This window comes from Gymnodinialimonas sp. JB5-7, assembly GCF_055693405.1.
Window position 1 is genome coordinate 2486276 of sequence record NZ_JBVFUX010000012.1, and the last position, 18057, is coordinate 2504332.

At 61.4% G+C, this 18057-nt stretch carries 12 protein-coding genes, 1 tRNA gene and 3 pseudogenes; 4 read left to right on the forward strand and 12 right to left on the reverse strand.

What is annotated here, in order from left to right:
- Positions 1-31 precede the first annotated feature (31 nt).
- The 4 genes and pseudogenes from ACZ1HK_RS21385 to ACZ1HK_RS21400 all read left to right on the forward strand — a co-directional run bounded on the left by ACZ1HK_RS21385 (position 32) and on the right by ACZ1HK_RS21400 (position 6238).
- Positions 32-1846, forward strand: coding sequence for an ABC transporter transmembrane domain-containing protein (locus ACZ1HK_RS21385; RefSeq protein ID WP_472630388.1), 1815 nt, complete (start codon positions 32-34; stop codon positions 1844-1846).
- Between the two features lie 103 nt (positions 1847-1949).
- A pseudogene (locus tag ACZ1HK_RS21390) lies at positions 1950-3842 on the forward strand (acyl-CoA synthetase).
- Positions 3843-5050: pseudogene (locus ACZ1HK_RS21395) on the forward strand (winged helix-turn-helix domain-containing protein).
- Positions 5051-5158: 108 nt separating this feature from the next.
- Complete coding sequence (locus ACZ1HK_RS21400) at positions 5159-6238, forward strand: CapA family protein (protein ID WP_472630389.1); 1080 nt, start codon at positions 5159-5161, stop codon at positions 6236-6238.
- On the opposite strand, the gene ACZ1HK_RS21405 is transcribed toward ACZ1HK_RS21400, so the two are convergent.
- From ACZ1HK_RS21405 to ACZ1HK_RS21460, 12 genes and pseudogenes are all read right to left on the reverse strand, one after another.
- Positions 6235-6732: a DinB family protein gene (locus tag ACZ1HK_RS21405; RefSeq protein ID WP_472630390.1), complete on the reverse strand. Its 498-nt coding sequence runs from the start codon at positions 6730-6732 to the stop codon at positions 6235-6237. The two genes, ACZ1HK_RS21400 and ACZ1HK_RS21405, sit on opposite strands and share 4 nt — an antisense overlap.
- The gene (locus ACZ1HK_RS21410; RefSeq protein WP_472630391.1) at positions 6716-7648 is read right to left on the reverse strand and encodes a cupin domain-containing protein; all 933 of its coding nucleotides are present in this window, start codon (positions 7646-7648) and stop codon (positions 6716-6718) included. The genes ACZ1HK_RS21405 and ACZ1HK_RS21410 overlap by 17 nt, the downstream gene beginning before the upstream one ends.
- Positions 7649-7808: 160 nt before the next feature.
- The gene (locus ACZ1HK_RS21415; RefSeq protein WP_472630392.1) at positions 7809-9008 is read right to left on the reverse strand and encodes a 3-hydroxybenzoate 6-monooxygenase; all 1200 of its coding nucleotides are present in this window, start codon (positions 9006-9008) and stop codon (positions 7809-7811) included.
- 103 nt (positions 9009-9111) lie between these two features.
- Positions 9112-10596, reverse strand: coding sequence for a mannitol dehydrogenase family protein (locus ACZ1HK_RS21420; protein ID WP_472630393.1), 1485 nt, complete (start codon positions 10594-10596; stop codon positions 9112-9114).
- Positions 10596-11376: pseudogene (locus tag ACZ1HK_RS21425) on the reverse strand (L-iditol 2-dehydrogenase). The gene ACZ1HK_RS21420 and the pseudogene ACZ1HK_RS21425 overlap by 1 nt, the downstream one beginning before the upstream one ends.
- Positions 11373-12377, reverse strand: coding sequence for an ABC transporter ATP-binding protein (locus ACZ1HK_RS21430; protein WP_472630394.1), 1005 nt, complete (start codon positions 12375-12377; stop codon positions 11373-11375). The pseudogene ACZ1HK_RS21425 and the gene ACZ1HK_RS21430 overlap by 4 nt, the downstream one beginning before the upstream one ends.
- Positions 12378-12388: 11 nt before the next feature.
- A complete protein-coding gene (locus tag ACZ1HK_RS21435; protein ID WP_368474467.1) occupies positions 12389-13219 on the reverse strand; it encodes a carbohydrate ABC transporter permease in 831 nt (276 codons plus the stop codon).
- Between the two features lie 13 nt (positions 13220-13232).
- Entirely contained in the window at positions 13233-14162 is a 930-nt protein-coding gene (locus tag ACZ1HK_RS21440) for a carbohydrate ABC transporter permease (protein WP_472630395.1), read from the reverse strand.
- A gap of 121 nt (positions 14163-14283) precedes the next feature.
- Entirely contained in the window at positions 14284-15603 is a 1320-nt protein-coding gene (locus ACZ1HK_RS21445) for an ABC transporter substrate-binding protein (RefSeq protein ID WP_472630396.1), read from the reverse strand.
- Between the two features lie 95 nt (positions 15604-15698).
- The gene (locus ACZ1HK_RS21450; protein ID WP_472630397.1) at positions 15699-16730 is read right to left on the reverse strand and encodes a LacI family DNA-binding transcriptional regulator; all 1032 of its coding nucleotides are present in this window, start codon (positions 16728-16730) and stop codon (positions 15699-15701) included.
- A 386-nt stretch (positions 16731-17116) separates the two neighbouring features.
- Positions 17117-17734, reverse strand: a complete 618-nt coding sequence (locus tag ACZ1HK_RS21455) for an NYN domain-containing protein (RefSeq protein WP_472630398.1) — start codon at positions 17732-17734, stop codon at positions 17117-17119.
- A gap of 226 nt (positions 17735-17960) precedes the next feature.
- Positions 17961-18035, reverse strand: a tRNA-Thr gene (locus ACZ1HK_RS21460).
- Positions 18036-18057: the final 22 nt, after the last annotated feature.

Sequence of the window (18057 nt, forward strand, 5' to 3'; positions counted from 1 at the left end):
CCCTTTGAAATCTTGAAGCGACCTCAGTGACATGGCCAGCGACCAGACCAATCCAAGCGCGCCGCCGCCCTCCGCCAATGAGGAGCGTGAGCGGTCAAAACGCATCGGCAGCCTGAAGGGGCTTTTGCCGTTCATGGCGCCCTACAAGTTGATGCTGCTGGGCGCGGGTGCGGCGTTGGTGCTGACGGCCATCGTGTCGCTGACCTTGCCGCTGGCCGTGCGCCGCGTGGTCGATGGGTTTGAGACGGAGAGCGTCGAGCTTCTGGATCAGTATTTCCTGGCCGCGCTGGGTATCGCCGGGCTTTTGGCGATTGGCACGGGCCTGCGCTATTACCTGGTGACGCGGCTGGGCGAGCGGGTGATCGCAGATATCCGCAAATCGGTGTTCGACCGCATGATCGGGATGAGCCCCGCGTTTTACGAACGCATCATGACGGGCGAAGTGCTCAGCCGGATCACCACCGACACAACGCTTCTGCTTAGCGTGATCTCGTCCAGCGTGTCGGTCGCCTTGCGCAATGTGTTGATCCTGTTGGGCGGCATTGCCCTGATGCTGTGGACGTCCCCGAAGCTGACAGGGGCGGTTCTGCTGATCGTGCCGGCTGTGATTGTGCCGATCGTGGTTCTTGGGCGCCGGGTGCGCAAGCTGAGCCGCGAGAACCAGGATTGGATCGCAGAAAGCTCAGGCAATGCATCAGAGGCGCTGCTGGCCGCCCAAACGGTGCAGGCCTTTACCCATGAACGCCCCTCCGCCGCGCGGTTTGACGATGTGACGGAAAAGTCTTTTGGCTCGGCCAAGCAGCGGATCGGCGTGCGCGCGGTGATGACCGTCATCGTCATTTCGCTGGTTTTCACCGGCATCGTCGGTGTGCTGTGGGTTGGCGCACGCGATGTGCGGGCTGAAGAGATGTCAATCGGTGCGCTGATCCAGTTCCTGATCTACGCCATCATGGTTGCGGGATCGGTTGGCGCCCTGTCCGAGATCTGGGGCGAGTTGCAGCGCGCCTCGGGCGCGACAGAGCGGTTGATTGAACTTCTCGACACCGATGACAGTGTTGAGGATCCCTTGAACGGTGCCGCCCTGCCGATGGGCGGGCGCGGCGAGATCTCTTTTGACAATGTCGAATTCCGCTACCCCACGCGCCCCGAAACCGCAGCGCTGGATGGGGTGAGCTTTACGATTACGCCGGGGGAAACGGTTGCCCTTGTCGGGCCATCCGGTGCGGGCAAATCCACCGTGTTTCAGCTTCTTATGCGGTTCTACGACCCGGTATCCGGGCAGGTGTCGGTTGACGGGATCGCCCTGCCAGAGATGCAGCGCGAAACCTTCCGCGCCGCCATGGCTCTGGTCCCGCAGGATCCGGTCATCTTCGCCGCCTCGGCCCGCGAAAACATCCGCTTTGGCCGGCCGGATGCGACCGATGCCGAGGTTGAGGCCGCCGCCAAAGCGGCTGCGGCCCATGAATTCCTCAGCGTTCTGCCACAGGGCTATGACACCTATGTCGGCGAGCGCGGCCTGATGCTGTCGGGCGGCCAGAAGCAGCGCATCGCCATTGCGCGCGCGATCCTGCGCGATGCGCCCATCCTGCTGCTGGATGAAGCAACAAGCGCGCTTGACGCGGAATCCGAGCGGGCGGTGCAAGACGCCGTTGGTGAGCTGTCGAAAACCCGCACGACCCTGATCGTGGCGCACCGTCTGGCGACGGTGAAACAGGCCGACCGCATCCTTGTGTTCGACCAGGGCCGCATCGTTGCAGAAGGCACCCATGATGCGCTTGTGGCCCAGGGCGGCCTGTACGCGCGTCTTGCGCGCCTGCAGTTCACCGCCGGGTTGGCAGCAGAATAGCCCCACAACGCCGCGTCATAGTTGCACGCGACACGACTTTCCCCGATGCTCCCCGGACGAGGCGCCGCCCAACGGCGCCCACAGGGAGAGAAGGGAGGACGCGATGGGACGGTTTGCCACGCTGGACGACATCAAGGTGCTTGAGCGCGAGCAGCCTTGGCCACAAAGCCAGCCAGCGACGACGCTGTATGAGCTGTTGACCAAGACGAAGGATGCCCATGGGCCCCTGAACGCGATCACCTTCCAGCTTTTGTCCGGCCCGACCGACCATGCAGAAACGCTGACCTGGAATGAATTCCACGCCCAGGTGACGCAGGCCGCGAACCTGTTCCGGTCGCTGGGTGTCGGACCGAACGACACGATCGCGTATATCCTTCCCAATTGTAACGAGACCGCCGTGACCCTTTTGGGCGGTGCCGTCGCGGGCATCGTCAACCCGATCAACCCGCTGCTGGAGGCCGAGCAGATCGGCTCCATCCTTCGGGAAACAAACGCAAAAGTTGTCGTCACGCTCAAGGCCTTCCCCAAGACGGACGTGGCGCAGAAGGTGGCAGAGGCCCTGACCCACGCGCCAAATGTGCAGACCGTGCTGGAAGTGGATCTGCTGCGTTACCTGACCGGGCCTGAAGAAGTTCATCGTGCCCCTGATCCGGCCCAAGAACCCGGTCGCGCACAGCGCGCGCGTGATGGGGTTCAACGCCGAATGCGCGAAGCAGCCCACCACGCTGGCGTTCGACGATCCCAAGGAGGACCGCGTCGCCTGCTACTTCCACACCGGCGGCACCACGGGCATGCCGAAGGTCGCGCAGCACAAATATTCCGGCATGATCTACAATGGCTGGATCGGCCATACGCTTCTGTTCACCGAGCAGGACAATATCATCTGCCCCCTGCCGCTGTTCCATGTCTTTGCCTGCCATGTGATCCTGATGGCCTCGGTCGCGTCGGGCGCGCATGTCGTCTTCCCGACGCCGCAGGGCTATCGCGGCGACGGCGTGTTCGACAATTTCTGGAAGTTGGTGGAACGCTGGCAGATCAGTTTCATCATCACCGTGCCCACCGCGATCTCGGCCATGATGCAACGCCCGGTGAATGCCGATGTCTCCTCGGTCAAGACGGCATTCTCGGGCTCTGCACCTCTGCCGGTCGAGCTTTTCAACAGGTTTGAGAAAGCCACGGGCGTGACCCTGATCGAGGGCTATGGCTTGACCGAGGCGACCTGCCTTGTGTCGTGCAACCCCGTGGAGGGGAGAAGAAAATCGGCTCCATCGGAGTGCCGTTCCCGCACACGGACGTCAAAATCGTCTGCGAGACGCCGGCTGGACCCACCGAGTGCGGGCCTGACACCGTGGGCGAAATCTGCATCTCGAACCCCGGTGTGTTTGCCGGGAATACCTATACGGAGACCGAAAAGAACAAGGACCTGTTCTACTACGACGACTATCTGCGCACCGGCGATCTGGGCCGGATTGATGAAGACGGCTATCTCTGGATCACGGGCCGCGCCAAGGACCTGATCATCCGCGGGGGCCACAACATTGACCCTGCCGAGATCGAAGAGGCGCTCGCGGGGCATGAGGCCGTGGCCTTCGCCGGGGCCATCGGTCAGCCCGATGCCTTTGCCGGGGAATTGCCGTGTGTCTATGTCGAGCTGGTAGACGGCGCAGATGTGACCGAGGCTGACCTTATGGCCTATGCGTCCGAGCATATCCACGAACGGGCGGCGATCCCCAAGCATCTGGAAGTATTGGATGAATTGCCGAAGACGGCGGTTGGAAAGGTATTCAAGCCAGACCTGCGCAAACGGGCCATCACCCGCATTTACAACGCGGCACTCGACAAGGCCGGGCATTCCGCGCGCGTCGTTTCGGTGACGGAGGACAAGAAGCGTGGGCTGGTGGCGCATATCGCGCGCAACGGCGAGGCGGATGAAGAGGGCGTGAAGACGGTCTTGGGTGAGTTTACGCGCCCCTGGGATTGGCACGACGCCGCTTGAATGGCCCTTACCCTTAGCAATGATCAGGCGCGGCGGCTGTTCCTGCACCGCCATGCCTTGCTGGAGCCGCCCGCAGGTCCGGCCAAGGGGCGGCGCTGGCCGAATTGGTGCACCGATTGGGCTTTGTGCAGGTCGACAGTGTCAACACCTTCGCCCGCGCGCATGACCTGATCCTTTGGTCGCGCCGGCAGACATATCGCCCCGAAAGCCTGCGCTGGATCAACGACCGGGGCCGCGCCACGTTTGAACATTGGACGCACGACGCCTCCAAAATCCCGATGGACTTCTACCCGATGTGGCGGATGCGGTTTGACCGCGATCGCGCCCGCCTGCACGGGCGCTGGAAGGATTGGCATGGGCAGGGATTTCATTCCGAAATCGACAAGGTGCTGGCCCATGTCGCTGACAACGGCCCGTGCTGCACGACGGATCTAGCTGAAGATGAGGCCGAGAAATCAACAGGTTGGTGGGATTGGCGCCCCTCGAAAGTGGCGTTGGAATATCTGTGGCGCGCAGGCGATCTGGCGGTCACCAAACGGCAGGGCTTCCGCAAATTCTATGATCTGTCCGAGCGGGTAATCCCACCGGAACAACTGAATGCGCGCCTGACGGATGAAGAGATCATCGACTGGGGCTGTTCGGCGGCGCTTGACCGTTTGGGCTTCGCCACCAGCGGCGAACTGGCCGCCTTCTTTGACCTTGTCCGCCCGCAGGACGCAAAGGCTTGGGTGGCGCGCGCCTTGGCGGACGGGCGGGTGATCGAGGTGGATGTGACATGTGTGGACGGTCGCTTGCGCCGCTCCATCGCATGGCCGGATGTGGAGGCGCGGCTGGACGATCTGCCAGAGCCAAGCCCGCGTGTTCGGGTGCTTTCGCCCTTCGATCCGGCCTTACGGGACCGTAACCGCGCGGAACGGCTTTTCGGGTTTCACTACCGGATCGAGATCTTCGTGCCCGCCCTCAAACGCCGCTACGGATACTACGTGTTTCCGGTGATGGAAGGCACGCGCCTGATCGGACGGATCGACATGGCGCGCGAAGGCGAGGTGCTGTCGGTGCGCGCGTTCTGGCCCGAGGCCAAGGTCCGGATGGGGCAGGGCAGGGTCGCGCGGCTGACTGCTGAGCTTGAGCGCGCGGCCCGTTTTGGCGGGTGCGGCGCGTTGCGTCTGGGTGACGGCTGGCTGAAAGACCCGCTGCCTGCCGATTGACAGACCACCTGCCGCTCCGCTTTGGTGGATGGGTTATCCACAATCAGGCGAACGGGTTTGCTGTTTCAAAACAGGTGGTTCCAGCGCAGTCTTCATGTGCTTTCGGCTATGCTGATTACGTCCTGCACACCCGCAGGACCAAGCGGCGGGTCGTGCGCACGGCCAGATCTGGCCTTTGCGGGCGACGTGCTGCTGCATTCGCTGATCCAGTCTGACGCGGCCGGGCGGGCCGAAGGGTTCGCACCCGCCTTTGCCCCCATCACCGCGGCCCTGTCGCGCGCCGAGGCGACGGTCGTGAACCTTGAGGGGCCTGCGGCGCGCAATATCGGCCTGGGAAACCGGGCCATCGCCGATCCCGGAACGCTCTACGACGCCCGGGCCCATACCGGGTTTCCCAGGTTCAACTACCATCCCTCCATCGCCGGCGTTCTGCGCAATGCCGGGGTGGATGTGGTCCAGACCGCGAACAATCACGCCCTGGATCGCGGCGCCCTTGGCGTCGATCTGACGCTTCAGGCCTTGGCGGAGGCCGGATTGCCCGCAACGGGCACGATCCAGCGTGGATCAGAGCCTGTTTGGCACATCACGCGGCAGGTTTCGGGCAGGTCGGTTGCTTTTCTGTCTTGCACATACTCAACCAATGGCTTGACGAATGGACGCAATCAGGTGCTCGGATGTTATGGAAATCGCCCGTCTATCCCCAACCTTATCCAAAGTCTGTCCAACACGCCTGGAATTGACGCTGTTATCCTGCTTCCGCATTGGGGAACCGAGTATTCTTCCCGCCCAACAGCACGACAGGGCCGTCTGGCACAGGCCGCAGCGGAGGCCGGGGCCACGGCAATAGTGGGCGCGCATCCACATGTCTTGCAACCTATCGAATTGCTGATCACCCGCGACGGACGGCAGGTGCCGGTCGCCTATTCACTGGGCAATCTGATCTCCAGCCAATGGGCGCTGCCACGGCGCACGGGCGCGATCCTTTATCTCGACCTTTCCCAAGATGAAGCCGGGCGCACGGTCGCGGTGAATGCCCGCCACCTGCCAACCCGGGTCGAACGGTTCGCTCAAAGTGGGGTCGCAGTCTCGCCGGCGGCGGTCTTGCCCAATGGCGGCGCATCCATCGCCCATGCGCGCGCAATCCTTGGCCCGCGCGTGGTTGGCCCGGATGGCTGCCTGTCGGATTAACGCAATTCAGCAGGCAGGTCCCGGCTACGGCCACCGATCCGGATCGCAGCGCGCCACACAAACTCTGCGCGCAGCAATGGCGTCTGAAACGCCTCAACAGCAAAATATGGGACGCGCACGTCCCAAAATGCGCCCGGCAAATCACGCCATTCCACGTCCAGATGCACGGCAGAGTGCTGAAACAGCCCACGCAGCGCCCGCGCTGGCAGGCTTGCCGCGTCTTTTGCCACGCGCGGCGGATCCGGCGGCTGACCTGTGCGCAATCTGGCTAACGCCTCAGCCAACCCACGGGCGTGATAGCCCGTTTCCGCAACGGCCCCTGCACGCTCAGCCACCATCAGCTCATCATCCGTCAAGCCATTCAGAACACGCGCAAAATAGGCCGTGCCACGCCGTGCCAACAGCAAGGTCTCAGACGGGGCTTCCGGCGCGTCATACCGCGCGCCAACGCCTTGCCGCGCCTTCAATGCGGCGCGGTCAGCGTCCGTCGACATGGGTGCGCATGAAGGCAAGCCGCTCCATGATCGGCGCGTCGGAGAAGCGGAAAAGATCGAATTGCGTCTCCGCCTGAAGCTGCCATGGCACCCACGAGGGGATGGTGAACAAATCGCCTTTCTCCAGCCGGTGTTCCACGCCGCCCATCACGACCGCGCCCCGCCCTTCAAAGACCTGGAAGACCGTTGCGCCGACCTCTTGGCGTTGTGGCGTTTCGCATCCTTCGCGCAGGCGGTGGAATTCGCAACGGATCGTCGGCATGACGTCTCCGCCCGTGGTCGGGTTGGTGTAGCGGATCGCGGCATGCCCCTGCTCGACGGTGGCAGGCTGCCCCTCATCCTCCAGCAAAAGCTGCTCGGTCAGGGCGCGGTCCGTATGTTCCCAACGGAAGGCACACAGGGGCGAGGCCACGGTATCCTGCAAGCCTGAAAGCGGCCGCAAGCCGGGATGCGCCCAAAGCCGTTCGCCGCGCGAAAAGTTGGGCGTGGCATAGTCCGTGACCCGCTCGGACCCGAACTCAAAGAACCCAACATCCATCTGTTGGGAAAAGGGAATATCCAGCCCATCGATCCACGCCATGGGCGCGTCGCGGTCATTGTGATGCCCGTGAAAACGCCAGCCGGGCGTCAGCAACAGATCGCCACGGGACATCCGAACCGGATCGCCATCCACAACCGTCCAGACCCCTTCGCCTTCCACGACAAAGCGGAATGCGTTCTGGGCATGGCGGTGTTCCGGCGCCGTCTCACGCGGGCCGAGATATTGGATCGCGCACCAGAGCGTGGGGGAGATGTAGGCGTTCGGTGCCAGCCCCGGATTGGCCAGACCAATGGCGCGGCGTTCCCCGCCACGCCCCACCGGCACCAACGCGCCTGAGGCTTCCGCAAGGGGCAGCAGATCTGCCCATTTCCACACATGCGGCACGGCTTTGGGGCAGGGGACATCGGCATCAGATCCCCCAATTGCGTCCAAAGCGGGATCAGCGATTGGGCGGCGAAGCCTTCATAAAGCGCGCGCAGTTCCGGGCTGTCCTCGGGCTGCATCCCGTGCGCCACGGTGTCGTGCGTTTCCTCTGTCATGGCGCGATCCCTCCCATATCCGCTGGCAATCCGTTTGAGCGGTAGATCCACGTCAGTTGATCATACCAGTCTTGCGGGCCCATGGCTTGCATCACCTCGTTGCGGACGGCGGCCTTGGCGTCATCGGGGTGGTAGATATAGTCGCCGATCAGGCGGGAATTCATCTGCACCCGCGCCGTGCGCGTCGCGCGCATGGACTGATAGTGCAGCAGGGCGGCCTCCACATCCTTGGCGCCGTCCAGTGCCGCGGCCAGCGCGACGCCGTCCTCCATCGCCATGCAGGCGCCTTGTGCGAAGTATTGCAGCATCGGGTGAGCGGCATCGCCCAGAAGCGCCACGCGTCCGTCCGTCCAGCGGCTTACCGGCTCGCGGTCACACAGGACCCACAGCTTCCAATCGCGGCCATGTTCGATGACGGCGCGGGCGGTCGGATGGACATGCTCGAACCCGACGGCGACCTCCTCATGGGTCACCGGGCGGCCCGAGACGGCCTCGTCCACGTCCCGGTGATAGGTGACGACCAGATTGAACACGGTACCACCCTTCAACGGGTAATGCACGATATGGCACTTCGGCCCGGCCCAAAGGGTCGCGGCATTCATCCGCAGATCTTCTGGCATGACCTCCCGCGGGATGACGGAGCGATAGGTGGTGTGGCCGGACACCACGGGTTCCCCATCTGACAACATCTGCGCCCGGATCGGGGATCGCAGCCCCTCAGCCCCGATAAGCGCGGCGCCAGTGACATCCGGCTGGTCGCGGATATGCAGCGTCACGGTTGCGCCATCCTGGGAATAACCCGTCACCGCATGCTGCGTGCGGATATCGACCAGCCCGCTGTCCCGGCAGCGCTCCAGCAAAAGCTGGTGCAGTTCCGCCCGATGCACCACGGCATAGGGGTTGCCGAAATGCGTGCGGAAATCCTCTTCCAGGGGAATGCGCGTGATCTCTTCCGCGGTTTGGGCATCCATCAGGCGCAAGGCGTCGATGAAAACGGCTGTCTTGCGCATCTGCGGGCCAATCCCCAGTGCATCGAAACAGTGAAAACCGTTTGGACCAATCTGGATGCCCGCCCCGATCTCCCCCAATCGGCTGGATTGTTCCACCACGACCGAACGTATCCCTTTGCCAGCCAGCGCTGCCGCAGCCGCCAAGCCGCCAATGCCGCCACCAGCGATCAGTATCGGATCGCGCATGATCTCACCCTTTCGTAAGTATACATACTAAAGGGTGAGACAGGCCGGTCAAGAGAGCGCCAAGCGCCCTCTCTGCGCGAAAATCCGTTCCATCATCAAAGGGTCAGGCGGCAAAAGCCTTCAGCGTGGCGCGGGTGCCATCGGCCCAGATCTTTGCAAGCCAGTGCTCAAACGCGGTTGCGAAATCAGCGTGATCTGCGAGTTCACCGTAGATATTTTGCTGTGCCAGCCAATCCGCAGGGCGGTCTTTTGCGGCAATGGCTGCGGCAGTCAACGCGTCCCAGGCTGGATCGTTCGGCTCAATGGCTGAGCCATCGTCGCGGGTGCCAAAGCACATGCGTGCCCATAGCGCCTCCACCAGCGCCAGCGCCTCAACCGATTGCCCGGCTGCAATTGCTTCGCGCAGGATTGGCAACACGAACCCCGTATGGCGGGAAGATCCGTCAAACGCGACGCGCCGCGTGGTGTCCTTGATGGCAGGGTTCGCAAAGCGGCGCTCAATTAACTCGACATAAGCAGCAGGGGTCATGCCGGGGACGGGGTCGACATATGGTGCGATCCCGTCGGCCTCGACCTTGCGCCAGAAGGGCGCGATATCGGCATCATTCATGCAGTCGGCAATCGTCTCGCACCCGAGCAGCTCACCTGCATTGGCCAGAACCTGATGGCCCGCGTTCAGGATGCGGATCTTCATCGCCTCATAGGCGTGCACCTCCGGGGTAATGGTTGCGCCCACGTCCTCCCAACGGGGGCGCCCCGCGCAGAAGGCATCTTCGATGACCCACTGGCGGTAATTCTCATGGGTGACAGGGGCCGCGTCCTGCACCCCAAAACTCTGCGCCAGCGCCAGTTCGTCCGGGCCGGTGGCCGGCACAATCGAGTCGACCATGGAATTTGGGAAGCTGACATTGGCGTCGATCCAATCCGCCAGGTCCGGATCGGACAGGCGGGCAAGGCCCACAATGGTCTGCCGCAGGATCACGCCATTGCCCTGCAGGTTGTCACAGCTTTGGCCGGTGAAGGGCCCATGGCCTGCGTCACGGCGCAGGCGGAGGGCTTCAACCATAGCCCCAAATGCCGTCACCGGCGCTCGCGGAACGGCGGCATCATGGGCGATGTCCGGATGGGCTGCATCGAACCCGCCGGTGACAGGGTTCAGGTAGTAGCCGCCTTCGGTCACCGTCAGCGATACAATGCGGATCGCGGGGTCGGCCATTTGTGCGATCAGGGCGCCGTTTCCGTCTTTGATCGGCAGATAGTCGATCATCGCCCCCGTGACTTCGGCCTTGGAGGATGTCGGTGACAGCTCAATCAAGGTCGTCAGGCAATCCTGCCCCAAAAGCCGTTCGCGCATCGCGGCATCATAGGGGCGCACGCCTGCGCCGATGATCGCCCAATCCAATGCCTGTCCCTGCTGCATCAAGCGATGCAGATACCAGGCCTGATGCGCCCGGTGAAAATTGCCCAATCCGATATGAACGATCCCCGGCGACAGGTCCGCGCGCGTGTAATTAGGCACGTCGATGTCAGACGGTAAGGCCCCAAGCGTTTCAAGGGACAGGGGAAGGGCAGGGGTCAGGTCTTTCATCAGCTCATCCATTGTCCGCCATCCACGTTAAAGCATTGGCTGACGATATAGTCGGCCTCGGACGTCGCAAGGAAGACGGCCATGCCGGTCAGATCTTCGGCAACCCCCATGCGCCCGAACGGGACCGCTTCGCCCACTTCGCGCTTCTTCTGGCCGGGGGCCTTGTTCTCGTATTTTGCGAAAAATGCGTCGACGCCGTCCCAGTGTTCGCCATCGACCACACCTGGCGCGATGGCGTTCACGTTGATCCCGTGTTCGATCAGGTTCAGGCCCGCCGACTGCGTCACGCTGATGACGGCCGCCTTCGTGGCACAATAGACGCCGACCAATGGCTCGCCGCGGCGGCCCGCCTGGCTGGCCATATTGATGATCTTGCCGCCTTTGCCGCGCGCAATCATGTGCCTGGCGACGGCCTGCATCGTGAAAAGCGTGCCTTTGACGTTGATGTCAAAGCAGCGGGTGTAATCAGTCTCGGTGATCTCGACCAACGGGGCCGCCGTGAAAATGGCGGCATTGTTGATCAGGATATCTATCGGCGCGAAACCGTAGCTTTCCGCGGCACCCAACGCATCCTCGATGCTGGAAATGCTGGTGACGTCCATCTCGACCGACAAGCGCGTTGTCCGGATCCAGCTCCATGGCAGTTTCGGACGCGCGTTTCGCGTCAATGTCCGCGATAATGACGCGCGCGCCTTCGCGCAAATAGGCCTCGGCAAACGCACGTCCGATGCCGCGTGCGGCACCGGTGATCAACGCGCATTTGCCGGCCAGTCTTGTCATGCGATGCGCAGTCCTTGCGTATCGAAACGGTGCAGATGCTCGGCCTGCGGCGTCAGGTAGATCGTGTCGCCATGTTTGACGTCCACATCCCCTCCGGCCCGCACCGTCATCGGGTCACAGCCCGCGACGCCGTGGACGTGGATGAAGGTGTCAGACCCCAGATGCTCGGCCACGCCGACCGTTCCCTGCCATTGTCCGGCAGTTGTCGATACGTCGAGATGTTCCGGCCGGATGCCGATGGTCTGGGCGTTGTGCTCCGCTGCGGCGGCGCCTTCGATGAGGTTCATCTTGGGCGACCCGATGAAGCCCGCAACAAAGGTGTTGCGCGGGGTCCGGTACAGTTCCAGTGGCGATCCGACCTGCTCGATATGGCCCGCCCGCAACACCACGATCTTGTCGGCCATTGTCATGGCTTCAACCTGGTCGTGGGTCACGTAAATCATTGTGGTGTCGAGCTTTTTGTGCAGCTCGCTGATTTCCATCCGCATCCCAACACGCAACGCAGCGTCGAGGTTCGACAGCGGCTCGTCAAACAGGAACGCCGCCGGTTCGCGCACAATCGCGCGGCCAATGGCGACACGCTGGCGCTGACCACCGGACAATTGCCCGGGGCGGCGATCCAGATAGTCGGTCAGGTTCAGGGCGGCGGCCGCATTCTCGATGCGCCGGTTCTGCTCGGCCGGATCCATCTTCGCCATCCGCATCGGAAAGGCGATGTTCTTGCGCACCGTCATATGCGGGTAAAGCGCGTAGCTCTGGAACACCATGGCCAGCTTGCGCTTGGCGGGCGGCACCATCGTGGCATCTTCGCCATCGATGTCGATCTGCCCGTCCGTCACATCCTCCAGCCCGGCAATCAAACGCAGCAGGGTGGATTTACCGCAGCCCGAGGGGCCGACGAAGACGACGAACTCACCGTCATTGATCTCCAGGTCCAGCGGCGGGATGACTTCAACGTCGCCGAACTTCTTTTGTACTTTCTGAAGCGTGATACGTCCCATGGGTCGTCTCCTTACTTAACGGCGCCGAAGGTCAGGCCTCGGACAAGTTGTTTCTGGCTGAACCAGCCAAGGATGAGGATTGGCGCAATGGCCATGGTCGAGGCCGCCGATAGCTTGGCGAAGAACAGACCCTCGGGTGAGGAGTAGCTGGCGATAAAGGCTGTCAGCGGTGCCGCATCGACCGAGGTCAGGTTCAGGGTCCAGAACGCTTCGTTCCAGGCCAGAATGAAGTTCAGCAGCAGGGTCGATGCGATGCCGGGAACGGCCATGGGCGTCAGCACATAAAGCAGCTCGTCCTTCAGGGATGCGCCATCCATCCGCGCGGCTTCCAGGATCTCGCCCGGAATTTCACGGAAGTAGGTGTAAAGCATCCAGACAATGATCGGCAGGTTGATCAGCATCAGGATCACGACCAGCGCATAGCGATTGTCGAGCACGCCCAACTCGATACACAGCAGGTAGATCGGGTAAAGCACACCGACCGCAGGCAGCATCTTCGTCGACAGCATCCACAACAGGATGTCTTTGGTGCGGCGCGAGGGCACGAAGGCCATGGACCACGCCGCAGGCACGGCGATGATGATGCCCAATATGGTCGAGCCACCGGCGATGATGACCGAATTCCACAAGAACCGCATGTAGTTCGAGCGTTCTTGCACCACCCCGTAGTTCTCCAGCGTCCAGTCAAAGAACAGGAAGACCGGCGGGTTGGCGATCGCCTCGGCCTCGGTTTTGAACGAGGTCAGAACGGTCCACAGGATCGGGAAGAAGATCAGGATCCCGATGGTCCAGGCGATGGCCGTGTTCAGGGCCTTGCGTTGTGTCGTGACAGCACGTGCCATGGTCAGTCCCTCCTCAGCGGTCCAGGTTCTTGCCGACGATGCGCATCAGGAAGATGGCAACGATATTGGCAAGGATGATGGCGTAGACACCGCCTGCCGATCCCAGGCCGATGTTCTGGCTTTCCAGAACCCGCTGGTAGATCAGGTAGGTGAGCGTCCGTGTCCCGAAGGCGCCGCCGGTGGTGACAAAGATTTCCGCAAACACAGCCAGCAGGAAGATCGTCTGGATCAGGATCACGATGGTGATCGCGCGGCTCAGGTGCGGAAGGGCGATAAAGAAGAAGCGGGCAAGGGGGCCAGCGCCGTCCATCTCTGCGGCTTCCAACTGTTCGCTATCGAGCGATTGGAACGCGGTCAGAAGGATCAGCGTCGCAAAGGGCAGCCACTGCCACGAGATAATCAGGATCAGCGAGAACATCGGCACGTCACTCAACCAGACCACAGGGTCGGCACCAAAGGCGCGCCACAGATGGGCGAACAATCCGTTGGTGGGATCCATGAACATGTTCTTCCAGACCAGCGCAGAAACGGTGGGCATCACGAAGAATGGTGCGATGACGAGGATACGAACGACGCCCTGACCCCACATCGGTTGGTCCAGCAGCATCGCCAACAGGATGCCGAAGATGACCGAGACCGCGAGGACACCGCCCACAATGACAAGCGTGGTGATAACGGCATCCGTGAAGGCGCCCGAAGATGCAAAGGCACCGAAGTTTTGAAAACCAACCCAGTCAAGGGTCGGGAATCCGGTGATGTAGTCCAGTAGGAAATCGCCGAAGCCATCTCCGCGCTCGCCGATCCGGTCCCCACGCAGGGGCAGGAACCGCTTGAACGACAAGATCAACGTGAGCGAGAGGGGCACCAGCATCCAGACCAAGAGCAGGAAAACTGCCGGGGCCATCATGATGCGTGCCGCTGATCGGGAACTCTGGGTTGCCATGACGCAAATCCTCATCGTTCAGGCGCAAGGCCCGTTGAAACGCTGGGTGAACTTTTATTGGAGTTTTTTGGGGTTGGAAGGCGGCGGCGACCGCCGCCCTCCGATGTATGTCGCCCAGGGCTTACTGGTAACCAGCTGCCGACAGGGCTTCGTTGACGATGTTCTGAGCGTTCGCGAGCGCGTCTTCGACGGACTGCTGGCCGGCGTAAGCGTTCGAGAATTCCTGGCTCACTTCGGTCCAGAAACCAGCGAATTCAGGGATCGCCATGAACTGAACGCCGGTGTACGGCACAGGGTCAACAGTCGGCTCGTTCGGGTTCGCCGAAAGGATCGAGTCGAGTGTCATCTGTGCGAACGGAACGTCCGCGTAGTTCGGGTTGTCGTAGAGCGACTGACGTGCGCCGGGAGGGACGTTGGCCCAACCTTCGTTCTCAGCAACCATTTCGATGTAAGCCGTACCGGTGGCCCACTCGATGAACGCCATTGCTTCGTCCTGCTGCTGCGTACCGGCAGGAACTGCCAGTGCCCAGGCCCAGAGCCAGTTCGAACGCGGGCCGAGGCCGTTGTCGGGTGCCAGCGCGAAGCCAACCGAGTCAGCAACTTCCGAGTCGTCGGGGTTGGTCACGAACGATGCTGCCACCGTTGCGTCGATCCACATGCCGCACAGACCCTGGTTGAACAGCGAGAGGTTCTCGTTGAAGCCATTGGTCGCGAAGCCGGCGGGGCCGGATTCCTGCATCATGTCGTTGAAGAAGTTGATGGTCGTGGCCCAGGCTTCGCTGTCGAGCTGAGCGTTCCACTCTTCGTCAACCACGCGTGCGCCGAAGGAGTTGGCCATCGCGTTGATGAACGCGCCGCCTTCGCCCCAGCCCGGCTTGCCGCGCAGGCAGATGCCGTTGATGTCGTTGTCACGGTCGGTCATTGCCGCAGCCGCTTCACGGATGAATTCCCAAGTGGGGGCAGCGGGCATTTCCAGGCCAGCCGCCTCCATCAGGTCCGTGCGGTACATCACCATCGACGATTCGCCGTAGAAGGGTGCTGCATAGAGCGTGCCGTCGTGGGACAGGCCGCCGCGCATTGCGGGCAGGATGTCATCGACGTTGTACTCTGCGGACAGGTTGTCCAGTGGGACCAGCCAGCCGTTGGAACCCCAGATCGGAGCTTCGTACATGCCGATGGTCATGATGTCGAACTGCCCACCTTCGGTGGTGATGTCGGTCGTAACACGCTGACGCAGAACGTTTTCTTCCAGTGTCACCCACTCGACTGCAATGCCGGTTTCTTCGGTGAACTGATCTGTGTAGCCCTGCATCCGGATCATGTCGCCGTTGTTCACGGTCGCAATGGTGATGGTGGGCGAGTGGCCGTCGGCAAATGCCGCAGTGGCCGAAGCGCACAGCGCAATTGCGCTGGTCGTGCGAAGCACGGTCTTCATAAACATCCGGATCCTCCCTGGTTGGATGTGATGTTCACAAGGTGCGTGAAAAATGTGCGTCGCGTCAAGAAAAAACTTTACGCGCGTAAATTTTTGAGAGGTCAGGCAGAGTCCCGCAAGATCAATCGGGCAGGATAAAGTGTTTCCTCTCGGGCATTTAGATGCCCACCGCTTTCGATCAGCTCGAACATGGATTTCACGGAATGCTCTGCCACGGCGCTGTAATCATGGGCGGCGGTCGTCAGCGACGGGCAGGTGAAGCGCGAAAACGGGTGGTCATCATGGCTGGCGACTCGCAAATCGCACTCTTCCCCGCGCCCCACGCGCAGCGCCCGTTCATACGCCGCCGCCAGAAATCCGATGGCCAGACGGTCGTTGCTGCACAGGACCGTGCCGCTGGTCAGCTCACCCGCGTCGAACGCGGCATGCGCGCCTGCGCGCCCGATCTCCTCAAACCCCCAGCCCTGGCCGCTCACCTTGTGCACGACCGGATCATGCCCCTCCCGCTCCATGGCTTCTATATAGGCGGTGCGGCGCTTGTTGGCGTTGGGGTTGGCGGGCGTACGCATTTCGAAGAAGCAGGGCGGGGTGCCGGACCGGCACAGATATTCCACCGTCTGATTGACGAAACTGGCATTGTCCGAGCCGATGAACGCCTCTCCCATGCCGTCCAGATTACTGTCGAACAGAACGGTCGGGACATTCTTGCAAAACGTCTCGATCGCCAATTTGTCCGACGCCCGCCCAAGCGGTGCGAACAGAACGCCCGCCGGTTTCACCGAGCGAAGCGTTTCGAGATTGTCGATTTCCTGCTCAGACGTCCCGTGTGAGCTGAGCAGGATCGGGCGAAATCCGGCCTCAATGACGAGTGTCTCAATCGTACGTGCGATCTCCGAGAAAAACGGGTCCGACAGGAACGGCACGACGATGCCGATATTCTTGGTCTGCTGCCGGTTCTGGTTTACCGCATAGATGTTCGGACGGTAGTCGTATCGGTCGAGCGCGGCCTCAATCCGTTCACGGGTCTTGGGCCGAACCGAGTCCGGGTTGTTGAAATACTTCGACACCGTCGGCCGGGAAATCCCGCTGACGGATGCAAAGTCTTCCATATTCCTGATCGTCTCGCCCGGCATAACCTTGCTCGATAGTTTCTTGGGGCCGAGCGTAGGGCAGGGCGCGCGATCTGAGAAGTAAAATATCTTTGCGCGCGTAAAGTTTTCGTGCGGATCGTGTCACGCGGATGCGGCTCGCGCTGACTTGAACGGTGCCGGTCTGTGCGGAAGATCCCTGGTGCTGCTGCGGAGATTTGAACTCCGGACCTCTCCCTTACCAAGGAAGACAGATTTCCCGAAAAATGCTTACAATGCAATGACTTAACGATCTTTCAAATCGTCCGCTGTACGTGATTTGTACAAGCCAGAAAAATCAAAGACTTAGGTGGTGTTTGTAGTGGTCGTGCCGCAAGATGTTGTCTTCGAAATCCGCGAAATTGGCGAGGTAACAGGTGCCGGCTGGTGGGTCACCGTCCTTTTGGCACGGTATAGTTCTTTGGCACGGTAACGAGCTTTCCGTTCTCAAGCGGATAGCTATCCTTAAGCCGGCATTTCTTTATCCGGCCTTTCGTGATCTCGAATATCGGATTGAGCGATCTCGCAAAGCGCATCCGTTTCGGAGGAGCGACTACGTCAATTGTCTTGGTTCCACTAATTCCGCGCGCCATCTCAACAGCGCTCTTCATGTCGGTATCGGCCGAAATAATTATCGCTCGATCGTAGGAGTCTTCAAAAGTGTCACGGATCAAATGAATGGCGATGTTCACATCCGTCTCTTTCTCTTCGTGGGTATGATATTGAGTTCCGCAGACCTTGCATCGGAGGTATTTCTTCTTGAATTGACCTTCGATGAACTTCACCCCCTCCGCCTTAAGTGCTGCAACGTAGGCCCGATGGCGCAGCAGTGCGTCCGGTATCCAAGTGGCGTAAGCCGAGAAATATTTCACTGATTGAAGCTCTTCGCCGCTACGGAGCATGCTCTCAGACAAGCTCTTTAGGCAGAGCCACTTGAGACTGTCATCACGCAGATCGTTTATCGCATGGTAGAGGTTGAAGCCGTCAACATACACGATCGTTCGTTTCACGTCGGTCTCCTTCCACTCCCCGAAAAAAAGAGCCGCACCTCACGGCGCGGCCCCTATCTCAGAGGATTTACCTCTTGAGGTGGATGTACCCAATATGGGCGCGGTGGCGCGCCTGTCAATAGCATCTGCCCAACCGTGCGACAACTTGGGTAACCAATGGTTACCTGCCAGACACGCTCAACCACCCAGGATCGCTCACGCGAATTCGAGCGGCGGTTTGAAATCCTGGTGCTGCTACGAGAATTTGAACCTCGGACCTCTCCCTTACCAAGGGAGTGCTCTACCCCTGAGCTACAGCAGCGATCAGGTGGCGGCGGTTTAGT